The 14,411-nt window shown below is 51.3% G+C and carries 10 protein-coding genes, 2 tRNA genes and 3 rRNA genes; 13 read left to right on the forward strand and 2 right to left on the reverse strand.

From position 1 onward, the window contains the following. Positions 1 to 220 precede the first annotated feature (220 nt). The 4 genes from MKY96_RS00005 to MKY96_RS00020 all read left to right on the forward strand — a co-directional run bounded on the left by MKY96_RS00005 (position 221) and on the right by MKY96_RS00020 (position 4,268). Complete coding sequence (locus MKY96_RS00005; RefSeq protein ID WP_340937748.1) at positions 221 to 913, forward strand: phosphoadenylyl-sulfate reductase; 693 nt, start codon at positions 221 to 223, stop codon at positions 911 to 913. Between the two features lie 142 nt (positions 914 to 1,055). Then, complete coding sequence (gene sat / locus MKY96_RS00010) at positions 1,056 to 2,231, forward strand: sulfate adenylyltransferase (protein ID WP_340937749.1); 1,176 nt, start codon at positions 1,056 to 1,058, stop codon at positions 2,229 to 2,231. An 85-nt stretch (positions 2,232 to 2,316) separates the two neighbouring features. Next, positions 2,317 to 3,063, forward strand: coding sequence for an N-acetylmuramoyl-L-alanine amidase CwlD (gene cwlD, locus MKY96_RS00015; RefSeq protein ID WP_340937750.1), 747 nt, complete (start codon positions 2,317 to 2,319; stop codon positions 3,061 to 3,063). 95 nt (positions 3,064 to 3,158) lie between these two features. Then, positions 3,159 to 4,268, forward strand: coding sequence for an Mrp/NBP35 family ATP-binding protein (locus MKY96_RS00020; RefSeq protein ID WP_340944401.1), 1,110 nt, complete (start codon positions 3,159 to 3,161; stop codon positions 4,266 to 4,268). Positions 4,269 to 4,340: 72 nt separating this feature from the next. On the opposite strand, the gene gerD is transcribed toward MKY96_RS00020, so the two are convergent. Then, complete coding sequence (gene gerD, locus MKY96_RS00025; RefSeq protein ID WP_340937752.1) at positions 4,341 to 5,048, reverse strand: spore germination lipoprotein GerD; 708 nt, start codon at positions 5,046 to 5,048, stop codon at positions 4,341 to 4,343. A 127-nt stretch (positions 5,049 to 5,175) separates the two neighbouring features. On the opposite strand from gerD, the gene MKY96_RS00030 reads away from it, so the two are divergent. Then, positions 5,176 to 5,766 (forward strand): KinB-signaling pathway activation protein, encoded by a 591-nt coding sequence (locus MKY96_RS00030; RefSeq protein ID WP_340944402.1) that lies wholly within the window; start codon positions 5,176 to 5,178, stop codon positions 5,764 to 5,766. 134 nt (positions 5,767 to 5,900) lie between these two features. Then, on the forward strand, positions 5,901 to 6,722 hold the full coding sequence (locus MKY96_RS00035; protein ID WP_340937753.1) for a PPK2 family polyphosphate kinase: 822 nt from the start codon (positions 5,901 to 5,903) through the stop codon (positions 6,720 to 6,722). 21 nt (positions 6,723 to 6,743) lie between these two features. Here the strand turns inward: MKY96_RS00035 and pdaB are convergent, their stop codons facing one another. Then, a complete protein-coding gene (gene pdaB / locus MKY96_RS00040) occupies positions 6,744 to 7,547 on the reverse strand; it encodes a polysaccharide deacetylase family sporulation protein PdaB (protein ID WP_036692446.1) in 804 nt (267 codons plus the stop codon). A 133-nt stretch (positions 7,548 to 7,680) separates the two neighbouring features. Here pdaB and MKY96_RS00045 point away from each other — a divergent pair, with 133 nt between their 5' ends. The 7 genes from MKY96_RS00045 to MKY96_RS00075 all read left to right on the forward strand — a co-directional run bounded on the left by MKY96_RS00045 (position 7,681) and on the right by MKY96_RS00075 (position 14,378). After that, entirely contained in the window at positions 7,681 to 8,292 is a 612-nt protein-coding gene (locus MKY96_RS00045) for a stage II sporulation protein M (RefSeq protein ID WP_340937754.1), read from the forward strand. 236 nt (positions 8,293 to 8,528) lie between these two features. After that, positions 8,529 to 8,759 carry a hypothetical protein gene (locus MKY96_RS00050; RefSeq protein WP_036692450.1) on the forward strand — a complete coding sequence of 77 codons (231 nt, stop codon included), beginning with the start codon at positions 8,529 to 8,531 and terminating at the stop codon, positions 8,757 to 8,759. 390 nt (positions 8,760 to 9,149) lie between these two features. Continuing rightward, positions 9,150 to 10,710, forward strand: a 16S ribosomal RNA gene (locus MKY96_RS00055). A 124-nt stretch (positions 10,711 to 10,834) separates the two neighbouring features. Beyond that, positions 10,835 to 10,951 (forward strand): 5S ribosomal RNA (gene rrf / locus MKY96_RS00060). Positions 10,952 to 10,998: 47 nt separating this feature from the next. Continuing rightward, positions 10,999 to 11,075, forward strand: a tRNA-Ile gene (locus MKY96_RS00065). A gap of 96 nt (positions 11,076 to 11,171) precedes the next feature. Continuing rightward, positions 11,172 to 11,247, forward strand: a tRNA-Ala gene (locus MKY96_RS00070). A 204-nt stretch (positions 11,248 to 11,451) separates the two neighbouring features. Continuing rightward, a 23S ribosomal RNA gene (locus tag MKY96_RS00075) occupies positions 11,452 to 14,378 on the forward strand. Together the 16S, 23S and 5S rRNA genes with 2 tRNA genes alongside form the textbook arrangement of a ribosomal RNA operon. Positions 14,379 to 14,411: the final 33 nt, after the last annotated feature.

Genomic DNA, 14,411 nt, shown 5'->3' on the forward strand with positions numbered 1-14,411 from the left:
GTTAAGATTCCCTTGTTATCAAGGAATGGAAGCTCCTGGCCTTTATGGCTGGGAGCTTTTTTGTTTTTCTCCAGAATACTAATGTTCACAATACTTTATTCCAAATTGAACAAAACCCATTGACTTCGCCGGATAAACGGATATACTATATCTTATAGAATTAGTCGGGATTAACCTCGTAGGTTTCGATCTTGACGATATCCGGATGGAGGAAACTAAGATGAACCTGCTCGAGAAAGAGGATTTAATCAAAGTGAAAGCGGAAGAGCTGGAGCATGCAGCTCCGGAGGAGATTATCCGCTGGGCGGTGGAGACCTTTCCGAATATAACCTTTGCCTGCAGCTTCGGGGCGGAGGATGTAGTACTGGTGGATATGATCCAGAAGGTGAGTCCCTCGACAGATGTGTTCTATTTAGATACGGATTATCATTTCAAGGAAACCTATGAGACTAGAGATATTATGGCTGACAAGTACGGGATGGAGTTCGTCCGGGTGTCTCCGCAGATTACGGTAGAGGAGCAGGCCTTGCAGTATGGGGAGGCGCTATGGAATACTGACCCTAACCAGTGCTGCGCGATCCGTAAGGTAGAACCGTTGACCCGTATTCTCTCGCAATACGACGCCTGGATTACCGGGATTCGCCGGGACCAAGCACCTACCCGGGCCAATGCGAAGAAGATAGAATATGATAATAAGTTCGGGCTGGTCAAGTTCAATCCAATTGCCAACTGGACTACGGAGGATGTGTGGAATTATATCCGCGAGAATGATGTAGTCTACAATCCGCTGCATGACCGCAATTTCCCGAGTATCGGCTGTGAGCAATGCACCCGGGCTGTAATGCCTGGTGAAGATCCGCGTGCCGGCAGATGGTCCGGTTCGGACAAGACAGAGTGCGGACTGCATAAATAAACACAAATAAGATACGCCTAAATAAGTATCGCTCAGATATAATCACTTAATCATTAATTTACCCGCACGCACTAAGCTATCAGCACTCTATACCGCACTACACAGGCACTGCACAGGCATTGCACAGGAGGAGAGAACAGGGATGACTTCAATACTTCCTCACGGAGGAACACTGATCCGGCGCATCGCAGACGGAGCAGAGAGAGAAGAACTGCTGAAGCAAGCTTCAGGCCATCAATCGATTGCCCTCAATACATGGACCTTATCTGACTTGGATCTAATTGGTGTAGGCGCCTTCTCGCCGCTCACCGGATTCCTGAACGAAGAGGATTATCACTCGGTAGTAAGCAATATGCGCCTGGCTAACGGAACCGTATGGAGTATACCGGTTACGCTGGCTGTAGGTGACGAGCTTGCAGCAACTCTTAAGACAGGCGACAGGGTTTCACTAATCGGTGAAGACGACGGTGTTGTCTACGGTCTACTGGATATCGAGAGCATCTACGCAGTAGATCAGCAGGTCGAGGCGCACAATGTATTCAAAACCACTGATCCTCAGCATCCTGGAGTCAGCAAACTATTGTCCCGGCCGGCAACCTATGTAGGCGGACCAATAACGGTACTCAACCGTCCGCAGCCGGAGAAGTTCGCTGAATTCTATTTTGACCCCGCCGAAACCCGCCGGATCTTCGCCGATAAGGGCTGGAGAACGGTTGTAGGCTTCCAGACGCGTAACCCGGTACATCGTGCCCATGAGTATATCCAGAAATGCGCTATGGAGGTTGTGGACGCTCTGTTCCTCAATCCTTTGGTTGGTGAGACCAAGTCGGATGATGTTCCGGCCAATGTGCGGATGAAGAGTTATCTGGCTTTACTGGAGAATTATTATCCGGAGAACCGTACCTTCCTTGGCGTCTTCCCGGCAGCAATGCGCTATGCAGGCCCTCGTGAAGCCATCTTTCATGCTATGGTGCGCAAGAATTACGGCTGTACCCATTTTATTGTGGGTCGTGATCACGCGGGTGTGGGTGATTACTATGGTACGTATGAAGCGCAGGAGATCTTCGCTAACTTCACCGCCGAGGAGCTGGGCATCACGCCTCTGTTCTTCGAGCACAGCTTCTTCTGCGTGAAGTGCGGCAATATGGCTTCCAGCAAAACCTGCCCGCATCCGTCTGACCAGCACTTGACGCTCTCCGGTACGAAGGTACGGGCGCTGCTGCGTGACGGACAGTGTCCGCCTCCTGAATTCACACGCCCTGAGGTGGCGCAGATCCTGATTGAAGGTATGTCACCGGAAGCCGCTGTGAAGTCCTAATCGAATAGGGAGCATAGCCAGTACTATTTGGCCCTCTTGTCCCATATAGATGAGTAGAATCTATCGGGACGAGGGGGTCTTTGTTATGTCTGGAGGGCAGAAGCATAAAGTCTCGGTCTGGATCTCTTGGCGCGGCATCAAAAAAGGTATCCTGGGCGCTGTGCTGCTCACTATAATGATCGGAATCATCGCCTATGACATGCCGACTGCCAAGACGGTCAATTATTGGAGCCTGCCGCTCTCCGGCAAGGTGATTGCCATTGATGCAGGTCACGGGGGGGCGGACGGGGGAGCGGTGAGCCGCTCAGGCTTGATTGAGAAGGATATCAATCTCTCCGTGTCGCTGTACTTGCGCGATTATCTGCAGCAGGCTGGGGCGATTGTGGTGATGACCCGTGAAGGGGACTATGATCTGGCCCAGGGCAGCACCAAGGGGTACGCAAGACGCAAGACGGAGGATTTGAAGCAGCGGGTACGGAGCATTGAAGAGAAGGGCGCCGATCTGTTTGTCAGCGTACATATGAACAGTATTCCCTCCAACCGCTGGAGCGGGGCGCAGACCTTCTATTATCCAAGCAGCGAGAGGAATAAGGCCTTGGCCGGGCTGGTTCAGGATGAGCTGAGAGCTACACTTGAGAATACGGACCGCGTGGCGAAGACAGCGAATACCATTTATTTGTTAAAAATGTTAAAGATGCCGTCCGTGCTCGTTGAGGTAGGCTTCCTGTCACATCCTCAGGAGTCCTTGCTTCTTGGGGATGATCTGTACCAGCGGAAGGTGGCAACCAGCATCTACCGGGGCATCCTGCGGTACAGCTCCGAGCAGCGATAGCGGCAAAGGGTGGGACTACTCTTCCCTCCGGGGGTAATGCTATAATGGGTACAAATACCGGGGCTTACCGCCGGATAGGAACAGAGGTGCTTTCCATGCAGACCAGGGAACAAATTCAGGAACTTTTACAGCCGCTTACAGACCCGGAATCCGGAAAAAGCCTGATCGAACTACAGTTAATCCGCGATATCATGATCAAGGAAGACCGTATTTCATTATCCATCGTATGTTTGGATTCGGATGAGAAGAAGCGGATGGAGCTGGAGCAGCAGGTACGCGACCTGCTTACGGAGGGCGGGGCAGAACAGATTCATATCCGCCTGCGTGATGCCACCGATTATGAACGGGCTACGCTTCGCGGAGAAGGCGGCGGGGACGAGCCGGATACAGATCAAGAGGGGAAGCTCAAAGGACACGCAGCGGGTCTTGAGGGACATGAGCTGATCAATGAGAACTCAGGGGTGAACTTCATCGCGATCGCCAGCGGCAAGGGCGGGGTCGGGAAATCAACAGTAACCGTGAATCTGGCGGTGGCACTGGCCCGTAAGGGCAAGAGAGTCGGCCTGATCGATGCAGATATTTACGGCTTCAGTATCCCGGACATGATGGGTATTGAAGAAGGGCCGATCGTGGAAGAAGGTACGATTATTCCGGTAGAACGCTTCGGCGTCAAGGTCATGTCGATGGGCTTCTTCATCCGGGAGAATAGTCCGGTAATCTGGAGAGGACCGATGCTTGGCAAAATGCTGCGCCAGTTCTTCGCCGATGTCGGCTGGGGGGAACTGGATTACCTGCTGCTGGATCTGCCTCCAGGTACGGGCGATGTGGCTCTTGATGTCCACCAGATGCTGCCGCACAGCAAGGAGATCATTGTCACTACCCCTCATGCTACGGCTGCCTTTGTGGCGGCGAGAGCGGGCTCTATGGCTCTGCAGACCGAGCATGAGATTCTTGGCGTCATTGAGAATATGGCGTACTACGAATGCTCCTCCTGCGGCAAAAAGGATTACATCTTCGGCAGAGGGGGCGGAGCCCGTCTGGCGGAAACGCTGCATACAGAGCTGCTGGCCCAGGTGCCGCTGGGTGCCCCGGACAACCATATTTCCGAGCCGGACTTCTCACCGTCAGTATATAAGGCCGATACGGCTACCGGAGTATTGTTCGCAGACATTGCAGACAAGCTGATTGCCAAGTACGAGCAATAATCACCCCTTAACCTTGCACACACATAAACAAATAAGGCCATGTCCCATCCACGGGGCAAGGCCTTATTTTAATTAAGAACCCGAACCGGAATCGTCTCCGCCTTCCTGCTTCTGGCTGTCACCGCCCTGCTTGTCCTCTCCGCCGCTGCCTTCGCCTTTACCACCATCCTTTTTCTCAACCTTAGGCTGCAGTTCATCCTGGACCACGGATTTGAGAAGCGTAAGTACTTCCATACGGAATAGCGGGTTCTGCATAGCCTCCTGCATAATCGTCATGGACTGCTTGCGGTAATCCGGAGTCTTCGTAAGATCGAGGAACATTTTCGTCATTTCCGGCGACTTCATAATTTCGCCAACCGACTTCTGATAAGTGGGGTCCTTGATCAATTGAAGATGAAGTTCCTTGCTCTCTTTATTAATCGCTTTGGCAAAATCCCCGGCAAATTGCGGGTCGGTCATGATTTTTTCGATTTCCTTCTGATACTCGGGTGCAGTGAGGGTATCCTTAACCGCGATCCGAATCTGTTCCGTCGTTTGCATAGGCATCATTTTCATGCTTAAGCCGCTGACGGCGCTGCCCTCTTCTGAGCTTGGAGTCGACAAAGCTTCCTCTACAGCCTTTTTCCCTTCATCACTTTTCAATATATCGACAACCATCGTCTTCATTTCCTTATATCCGCCTTGTCCCGAAGAAGAACTGCTCTGTTCGCCCCCGCAGGCCGTCAAGGTGATTATCAAGCCAAGTGCCAAGCCTCCAGACCAGATAGCCCTCCATTTCATTGGCGCTGCCCTCCTTTATAGAATTACTGCTTGTAGTATGCCGCGCGAGGGAACATTTATGTTGAAGCGGAATGGTTTTTTGACGGTAACCTTGGTAAAATAAATCTGAAACGGGGAGGTGGAAGCGCTGAGCTTAAGAAAATGGTTTTATTTGTTCTGGACCACGCTTTTGATCGGTGCAGGCGGGGCTGTCATTGCCGGACTTGCTCTGCAGATAGTGAATGGCGGTATAGAGTTTAAAGGCACTGCCGATCTTCTCCTGTACTCCCTGATTCTTTTGGGCTACGGAGTGCTTGTAAGCGTATACGCCCAGCTCGGATTTTTTGCATATCTGATCCTCAACTATTCGGGCATCGGGGTGTTCCCGCGCAAGGCGTGGCGTTACATACAGCTGGTGCTGGCCGTGCTGGCGTTGTTTGAGCTGATGTTCCTGCGCACCTTTGTCAGCGGAGACCAGAGCGCCCGGACGGATTTGACGCTAGGCGTGGCTATTCTGTTCATTGCACTTATTGTATCTTGGCTCAAAATGCGCAGCACGAACTCATCGGCCTGGGTCCCGACCTTTTTCTTCATGACAGCAATCACTATAGTGGAGATTATCGGTGTGCTGCGGATCGGCGTGGACAGCGCCACCATCTTTATTCTTGTACCGCTTATCGCCTGTAATGCCTTCCAGATTCTGATGCTGCACCGTGTATTGAAGCCGGCCACAATCTGACCATAGCAATCATGCTCCAAACCCCGCCCCTCTGTATACAACCAGGGAGGCGGGGTTTTGGCATTGCCTGTGGGGAGCGGTTAGAATGAAGATGAAGAGGTTAATCTTAAAGAACAGAGTGGAGGAGGGAATATATGAACATCAAGCGCTATATGATAAAAGACACCAGTGAAACACGCCTGAAGGACCTCGATCCTGATGAACGGGGAGACTTCAAATCCAAAGAAGAAGCCGAAGCCAAAATGGAGAAGCTGAAGGAACGGCTGGTTAAGCTGCAGGATATCCTTTTTGCACAGAAAAAGCATTCGCTGCTGGTCATCCTGCAAGGAATGGATTCAAGCGGTAAGGACGGAACCGTCAAACATATATTCTCCGGCATTAATCCGCAGGGGTTCATCGTAACCAGCTTCAAGAAGCCTTCACTGGAGGAAGAAGCGCACGATTTCCTGTGGAGAGTTCATATGAAGACTCCGCCCAAAGGCTATATCTCCGCATTCAACCGTTCGCATTATGAGGATGTACTGGTGCCCCGCGTGCATGGCAGTCTTAGCAAGGAGGATGCCAAGCGGCGGTTCCGCTACATCCGCCAGTTCGAGGAAATGCTGGCGGAAGAGGGAACGACGGTCATTAAGCTCTTTCTGCATATCTCCAAGGAGAAGCAGCTGGAGAAGATTAAGGAGCGGCTTGAAGATCCGGCGAAGCACTGGAAATTCGATGCCAGTGATCTGCAGGAACGCGAATACTGGGACGATTATCAAAAGGCGTATGAGGATGTTTTCCAGGAGAGCAGTATAGATAAGGCTCCGTGGTATTGGATTCCGGCGAATCACCGCTGGTACCGTAACTATCTGGCCCTCAAGATTGTAGTCAAAACCCTGGAGGGGCTTGACCTGAGCTACCCGAAGCTGAATACACCGACGCCTGATATCTCACAGCTCATCTCACCGCGCCACTAATGCCATACACAGGTAAGGGAGTTACATTCCTGCAGCGTCTTCCAGGCCATTATCCAGCAAGGCGGAATCGCGGACTTCCTTGCCGTTTGCACTGCTTTGGCTGATTAGTTCCGAGACGGTTACGAACTCATACCCCTGGCTGCGCAGCTTATCAATAATCTGAGGCAGGGCTTCATGCGTTTGTTTACAGGAGTCGCTGGCATGCAGCAGCACAATATCTCCGGGATGGGCTTTGCTCGTTACACGGTTAACGATGTTGTCCACACCGATGTTCTTCCAGTCCAGTGAGTCCGTGTCCCATTGAATGACTTTATAGCCCAGATCGGTCGCCACCTGCAGGACTCTTTTGTCAAAATCACCATTAGGCATTCTGATCAGGTTGGGCTGAGAACCGGTCAGCTCCGTCAATACTGTATGGGCCGTACTGATCTGCGTGCGGATTTCATCATTGCTTAGCGTACTGTAGTTCACATGCTTGTGACCGTGGCTGCCAATCTCGAACCCGGCGTCTTTGATGCTTGTTACGATTTCAGGATGGGTTTTGCTCCAAGGTGAGGACAGGAAGAATGTCGCTTTATCCACCTTCTTGTCTTCCAGCACCTTCAGAATCGGCTCAGGCCGTTTCTCTCCCCAACTGATATCGAAGGTCAAGGCGATCAGCTTCTTTTCCGTCGGCACACTGTAAATGGCAGAAGGGGCAGCTTCAGAGAATACGGTGATATTGCCCCTCTCCACATAGACAACGCCGGCGGTAAGAAGCGCAGCAGCAAAAATGTACAGGAACCGTTTGATCTTTTTGCCGCTAAATACATAAAAAGAATTCATAATGTCAGCGCTCCTCTCCCATGCGAAATGCTTGTTTGTTCTAAATGTATGCTCGTACAGGGCGCTTATGACCTCAGATATGAATCAATCTATACGAATTGCAATTCGGCAGAATCCAAATCAGGAGGTACGCATGTTATCTTTTAATACATTTATCAAGGATCTAAGGACGATTCGCACCGCACTCCTAATGGCCACAATCCTGTTCATAGCGGGGGGAATCTTGGGCTGGCTCGGCACAGATAGTCTTCAGCAGCTGCTGAATGAGCAATTGAAGGGGATCAGTAAGATTAGCGGAAACCTTAGAGAGTCGTCCAATCCGCAGTGGAGCTTTTTTGTATTCATTTTTCTGAACAATAGTATCAAAAGCGTAGTCATCATTTATCTGGGCACCTTATTCGGCCTCTTGCCGGCGTTCTTCCTGCTCATCAACGGTGCGGTTATCGGCTATCTGATTCATTTGTCCGCGATACAGGGACAGGATCTGTTCACGCTGATTGTAAAAGGACTGCTGCCGCATGGCATCATTGAGATTCCGGCCATCATCATTGCCTGCGCCTTTGGGCTGAAGTTCGGCAGTAAGGTGCTCTCTGCACTCTTTGGAGCGATGAAGCGGAGCGGGGAAGAGCCAGTGAACTGGCAGGGCTTTATGCGGCAGACCTTCACCGCTTCAGTCTGGATTGTGATTCTGTTATTTGTTGCAGCAATCATCGAGAGCACAATTACATTTTGGCTTTTATCATAAAATTCCGGGGAATTGTGCATAACAGTAAAGCCGGAACATTTGGATCTCCTGCCAGGTTGAATAAAGAGAGTCCCAAAATGGAATTTTCTTATGATATTGGTTATAGGTTCAATACTCCGGTTAATTTAGTGTAAGCACTTCAATAGAGCTTCCCACATCAAATGGCTTTTTGATTGAGATGAAACGGCGTTTGATGATTTTGGATAACTATGAATTTCATGAAGGAGGCCAAGCATATGTTGGGGATGTTATTCAATGAGAAGGAATGCAAGGAGCTGGACTATGTTTTGCGTAAAGAGCTGGATGAGATGCTGCTGGATATGAGTGACCAACGTTTAGATCAGAACATTAGGCATGCGATTGCCAATCGATATAAAACAGTTTTCCGTATGTATGCACGATTTGCTCCACAGAAAGAGCTGTCTAAGTATGCGTGGGGTGGACGTTCTTCTCAGTTCAAGCACTAGTTTCGAAGCGGGCTGATAACCGGAATAAATAAAATGAATGGAATAGCTTGACGAAAAGGGAGCCGACATGATACATTATATCTCGCGCTCCTTTTGAATGTTTAAAGAGAAGACGCAGGCAGGAAATAATGAAAAATAACTTTTTCAAAAAAAAGCTTGCCAAACAACGAAACACTATGATATATTATGAAGGTCGCCGCTGAGATGCGGTGAAGAGCTAAAATGAGACATTGATCTTTGAAAACTGAACAACGAGTGAGTGGGGAATCACTTCGGTGAGATCCAAGCAGTGATGAGTTTCACAGCGTATTGTACGCTTTAGAAATTCATCGTGAGAATGTAAATTCTCGTCAGATGTTTCAAAATGAGCAATCGCTCTTTCTAAATACCAATTTGGAGAGTTTGATCCTGGCTCAGGACGAACGCTGGCGGCGTGCCTAATACATGCAAGTCGAGCGGAGTTTGAAAGGAAGCTTGCTTTCTTTCAGACTTAGCGGCGGACGGGTGAGTAACACGTAGGCAACCTGCCCTCAAGCCTGGGATAACTACCGGAAACGGTAGCTAATACCGGATAATTTCTTTTTTCTCCTGAGGAGAGAATGAAAGGCGGAGCAATCTGCTGCTTGGGGATGGGCCTGCGGCGCATTAGCTAGTTGGTGGGGTAACGGCCCACCAAGGCGACGATGCGTAGCCGACCTGAGAGGGTGAACGGCCACACTGGGACTGAGACACGGCCCAGACTCCTACGGGAGGCAGCAGTAGGGAATCTTCCGCAATGGGCGCAAGCCTGACGGAGCAACGCCGCGTGAGTGATGAAGGTTTTCGGATCGTAAAGCTCTGTTGCCAGGGAAGAACGTCCGGTAGAGTAACTGCTACCGGAGTGACGGTACCTGAGAAGAAAGCCCCGGCTAACTACGTGCCAGCAGCCGCGGTAATACGTAGGGGGCAAGCGTTGTCCGGAATTATTGGGCGTAAAGCGCGCGCAGGCGGTTATTTAAGTCTGGTGTTTAAACCTTGGGCTCAACCTGAGGTCGCACTGGAAACTGGGTGACTTGAGTACAGAAGAGGAAAGTGGAATTCCACGTGTAGCGGTGAAATGCGTAGATATGTGGAGGAACACCAGTGGCGAAGGCGACTTTCTGGGCTGTAACTGACGCTGAGGCGCGAAAGCGTGGGGAGCAAACAGGATTAGATACCCTGGTAGTCCACGCCGTAAACGATGAGTGCTAGGTGTTAGGGGTTTCGATACCCTTGGTGCCGAAGTTAACACAGTAAGCACTCCGCCTGGGGAGTACGGTCGCAAGACTGAAACTCAAAGGAATTGACGGGGACCCGCACAAGCAGTGGAGTATGTGGTTTAATTCGAAGCAACGCGAAGAACCTTACCAGGTCTTGACATCCAACTAACGAAGCAGAGATGCATCAGGTGCCCTTCGGGGAAAGTTGAGACAGGTGGTGCATGGTTGTCGTCAGCTCGTGTCGTGAGATGTTGGGTTAAGTCCCGCAACGAGCGCAACCCTTGACTTTAGTTGCCAGCAGGTGAAGCTGGGCACTCTAGAGTGACTGCCGGTGACAAACCGGAGGAAGGTGGGGATGACGTCAAATCATCATGCCCCTTATGACCTGGGCTACACACGTACTACAATGGCCGGTACAACGGGAAGCGAAGCCGCGAGGTGGAGCCAATCCCAGCAAAGCCGGTCTCAGTTCGGATTGCAGGCTGCAACTCGCCTGCATGAAGTCGGAATTGCTAGTAATCGCGGATCAGCATGCCGCGGTGAATACGTTCCCGGGTCTTGTACACACCGCCCGTCACACCACGAGAGTTTACAACACCCGAAGTCGGTGGGGTAACCCGCAAGGGAGCCAGCCGCCGAAGGTGGGGTAGATGATTGGGGTGAAGTCGTAACAAGGTAGCCGTATCGGAAGGTGCGGCTGGATCACCTCCTTTCTATGGAGAATCGTCTTCTGCAATGAAGACATTCAAATCGGAAGCTTCGCTTCCACAATAGAACCTTCGGGTTCGGACACTCACTCGTGTTCAGTTTTGAAAGAGCAAGTCTCTTTCGTATGCGTTTGGTGGCGATAGCGGAGGGGTTCCACACGTACCCATCCCGAACACGACCGTTAAGCCCTCCAGCGCCGATGGTACTTGGACCGAAGGGTCCTGGGAGAGTAGGACGCCGCCAAGCGAACAATCAATTCATTGATTGCTTCACTACTGTAAGTTTTGTTATATGGGCTTTTAGCTCAGTTGGTTAGAGCGCACCTCTGATAAGGGTGAGGTCGGTGGTTCGAGTCCACCAAGGCCCACCATATAACAATCTGAAATTGAATAGTAAGTACCGGGGTCCCCGAAAAGTAATCGGAATTAACCTCGAAGCTACACCTCACTTTTTGGGGTGATTATATGGGGCCATAGCTCAGCTGGGAGAGCGCCTGCCTTGCAAGCAGGAGGTCAGCGGTTCGATCCCGCTTGGCTCCACCAAAACTTCTTTACAACAGTATATGCACATCGTCTGTTATTCCGAACATCACAGTCGTGATTGTTTCATAATAACAGCAACTTGATCCTTGAAAACTGGATACCGAAACGAATTTGCGTTTTAGAACATTCCTTTAAGCTGAACTTGTGTAAACAAGTTTTGAATTAATGGCGATGCTAAGCGGTTTTCCTTAGGGAAAACGCATTGGTTAAGCTACTAAGAGCACACGGAGGATGCCTAGGCGCCAGGAGCCGACGAAGGACGTGGCGAACAACGAAACTGCCTCGGGGAGCTGTAAGCAAGCTTTGATCCGGGGGTGTCCGAATGGGGAAACCCAGCTGTGGTAATTCGCAGTTACTCGTATCTGAATACATAGGATACGCAGAGGCAGACCAGGGGAACTGAAACATCTAAGTACCCTGAGGAAGAGAAAACAATAGTGATTCCGTCAGTAGCGGCGAGCGAACGCGGAACAGCCTAAACCAAGGGGCTTGCCTCTTGGGGTTGTGGGACGTCTCACATGGAGTTACAAAGGAATTCAGTAGGCGAAGAGGTCTGGAAAGGCCCGCGATAGAGGTAAAAGCCCTGTAGCCCAAACTGTGTTCCCTCCGAGACGGATCCCGAGTAGTGCGGGGCACGTGAAACCCCGTATGAATCCAGCAGGACCATCTGCTAAGGCTAAATACTACCTGGCGACCGATAGTGAAACAGTACCGTGAGGGAAAGGTGAAAAGCACCCCGGAAGGGGAGTGAAATAGAACCTGAAACCGTGTGCTTACAAAAAGTCAGAGCCCTCTTTATGGGTGATGGCGTGCCTTTTGTAGAATGAACCGGCGAGTTACGTTTAACATGCAAGGTTAAGGTGAGAAGCCGGAGCCGCAGCGAAAGCGAGTCTGAATAGGGCGACTGAGTATGTGGACGTAGACCCGAAACCGTGTGATCTACCCCTGTCCAGGGTGAAGGTGCGGTAACACGCACTGGAGGCCCGAACCCACGCATGTTGAAAAATGCGGGGATGAGGTGGGGGTAGCGGAGAAATTCCAATCGAACTCGGAGATAGCTGGTTCTCCCCGAAATAGCTTTAGGGCTAGCCTCGGTGAATGGAGTGGTGGAGGTAGAGCACTGATTGGGTGCGGGGCCCGCAAGGGTTACCAAGCTCAGTCAAACTCCGAATGCCATTTACTTCTTGCCGGGAGTCAGACAGTGAGTGCTAAGATCCATTGTCAAAAGGGAAACAGCCCAGACCATCAGCTAAGGTCCCCAAGTGTGTGTTAAGTGGGAAAGGATGTGGAGTTGCACAGACAACCAGGATGTTGGCTTAGAAGCAGCCACCATTGAAAGAGTGCGTAATAGCTCACTGGTCGAGTGACTCTGCGCCGAAAATGTAACGGGGCTAAACACACCACCGAAGCTATGGCTAGATACGTATGTATCTGGGGTAGGGGAGCGTTGTATGTGGGTTGAAGGTGTACCGTAAGGAGCGCTGGACAGCATACAAGTGAGAATGCCGGTATGAGTAACGAAAAGATCAGTGAGAATCTGATCCGCCGAAAGCCCAAGGTTTCCTGAGGAAGGCTCGTCCGCTCAGGGTAAGTCGGGACCTAAGGCGAGGCCGACAGGCGTAGTCGAAGGACAACAGTTTGAAATTACTGTACCACCGTAATCCGCTATGAGCGATGGGGTGACGCAGGAGGGTAGTGACGCGGACTGATGGATGTCCGTCTAAGCAGTGAGGCTGGTGTGCAGGCAAATCCGCACATCGTAAGGCTGGGCTGTGATGGGGAGCGAAAATTATAGTAGCGAAGGTCATGATCTCACACTGCCAAGAAAAGCCTCTAGTCAGGAGAAGGTGCCCGTACCGCAAACCGACACAGGTAGGCGAGAAGAGAATTCTAAGGCGCGCGGAAGAACTCTCGTTAAGGAACTCGGCAAAATGACCCCGTAACTTCGGGAGAAGGGGTGCCTCGGTAGGGTGAATAGCCCGAGGGGGCCGCAGTGAAAAGGCCCAAGCGACTGTTTAGCAAAAACACAGGTCTGTGCGAAGCCGCAAGGCGAAGTATACGGGCTGACGCCTGCCCGGTGCTGGAAGGTTAAGGGGAGCGGTTAGGGGTAACCCGAAGCTGTGAACCGAAGCCCCAGTAAACGGCGGCCGTAACTATAACGGTCCTAAGGTAGCGAAATTCCTTGTCAGGTAAATTCTGACCCGCACGAATGGCGTAACGACTTGGGCGCTGTCTCAACGAGAGATCCGGTGAAATTTTAATACCTGTGAAGATGCAGGTTACCCGCGACAAGACGGAAAGACCCCATGGAGCTTTACTGCAGCTTGATATTGAATTTGGGTACGATCTGTACAGGATAGGTGGGAGCCGGTGAGGCAGGAGCGCAAGCTTCTGCGGAGGCGCCGTTGGGATACCACCCTGATCGTATCTAGGTTCTAACCTAGTGCCCTTAGCGGGTACGGGGACCGTGTCAGGCGGGCAGTTTGACTGGGGCGGTCGCCTCCTAAAGAGTAACGGAGGCGTTCAAAGGTTCCCTCAGAATGGTTGGAAATCATTCGCAGAGTGCAAAGGCATAAGGGAGCTTGACTGCGAGACCTACAAGTCGAGCAGGGACGAAAGTCGGACTTAGTGATCCGGTGGTACCGCATGGAAGGGCCATCGCTCAACGGATAAAAGCTACCCTGGGGATAACAGGCTTATCTCCCCCAAGAGTCCACATCGACGGGGAGGTTTGGCACCTCGATGTCGGCTCATCGCATCCTGGGGCTGAAGTAGGTCCCAAGGGTTGGGCTGTTCGCCCATTAAAGCGGTACGCGAGCTGGGTTCAGAACGTCGTGAGACAGTTCGGTCCCTATCTGTCGTGGGCGCAGGAAATTTGAGAGGAGCTGTCCTTAGTACGAGAGGACCGGGATGGACGTACCGCTGGTGCATCAGTTGTTCCGCCAGGAGCATGGCTGAGTAGCTACGTACGGACGGGATAAGCGCTGAAAGCATCTAAGCGTGAAGCCCCCCTCAAGATGAGATTTCCCAATTAGTAAGACCCCTTGAAGACGACGAGGTAGATAGGTTGGAGGTGGAAGTGCAGTAATGCATGGAGCTGACCAATACTAATCGGTCGAGGGCTTATCCAAAAAATAATTCGCAGATTCGTTTCGGATTCAGTT

Origin of the sequence: Paenibacillus sp. FSL R7-0302, assembly GCF_038006885.1 — a bacterium.
In the GTDB taxonomy this organism is placed as follows: Bacteria; Bacillota; Bacilli; order Paenibacillales; family Paenibacillaceae; genus Paenibacillus_AQ.

What these genes read in the sequence shown, in the direction of transcription:
- MKY96_RS00005 (WP_340937748.1), top strand. Translation starts at nt 221, where the DNA reads ATGAACCTGCTCGAGAAAGAGGATTTAATCAAAGTGAAAGCGGAAGAG.
- sat (WP_340937749.1), top strand. Translation starts at nt 1,056, where the DNA reads ATGACTTCAATACTTCCTCACGGAGGAACACTGATCCGGCGCATCGCA.
- cwlD (WP_340937750.1), top strand. Translation starts at nt 2,317, where the DNA reads ATGTCTGGAGGGCAGAAGCATAAAGTCTCGGTCTGGATCTCTTGGCGC.
- MKY96_RS00020 (WP_340944401.1), top strand. Translation starts at nt 3,159, where the DNA reads ATGCAGACCAGGGAACAAATTCAGGAACTTTTACAGCCGCTTACAGAC.
- gerD (WP_340937752.1), bottom strand. Translation starts at nt 5,048, where the DNA reads ATGAAATGGAGGGCTATCTGGTCTGGAGGCTTGGCACTTGGCTTGATA.
- MKY96_RS00035 (WP_340937753.1), top strand. Translation starts at nt 5,901, where the DNA reads ATGAACATCAAGCGCTATATGATAAAAGACACCAGTGAAACACGCCTG.
- pdaB (WP_036692446.1), bottom strand. Translation starts at nt 7,547, where the DNA reads ATGAATTCTTTTTATGTATTTAGCGGCAAAAAGATCAAACGGTTCCTG.
- MKY96_RS00045 (WP_340937754.1), top strand. Translation starts at nt 7,681, where the DNA reads ATGTTATCTTTTAATACATTTATCAAGGATCTAAGGACGATTCGCACC.
- MKY96_RS00050 (WP_036692450.1), top strand. Translation starts at nt 8,529, where the DNA reads ATGTTGGGGATGTTATTCAATGAGAAGGAATGCAAGGAGCTGGACTAT.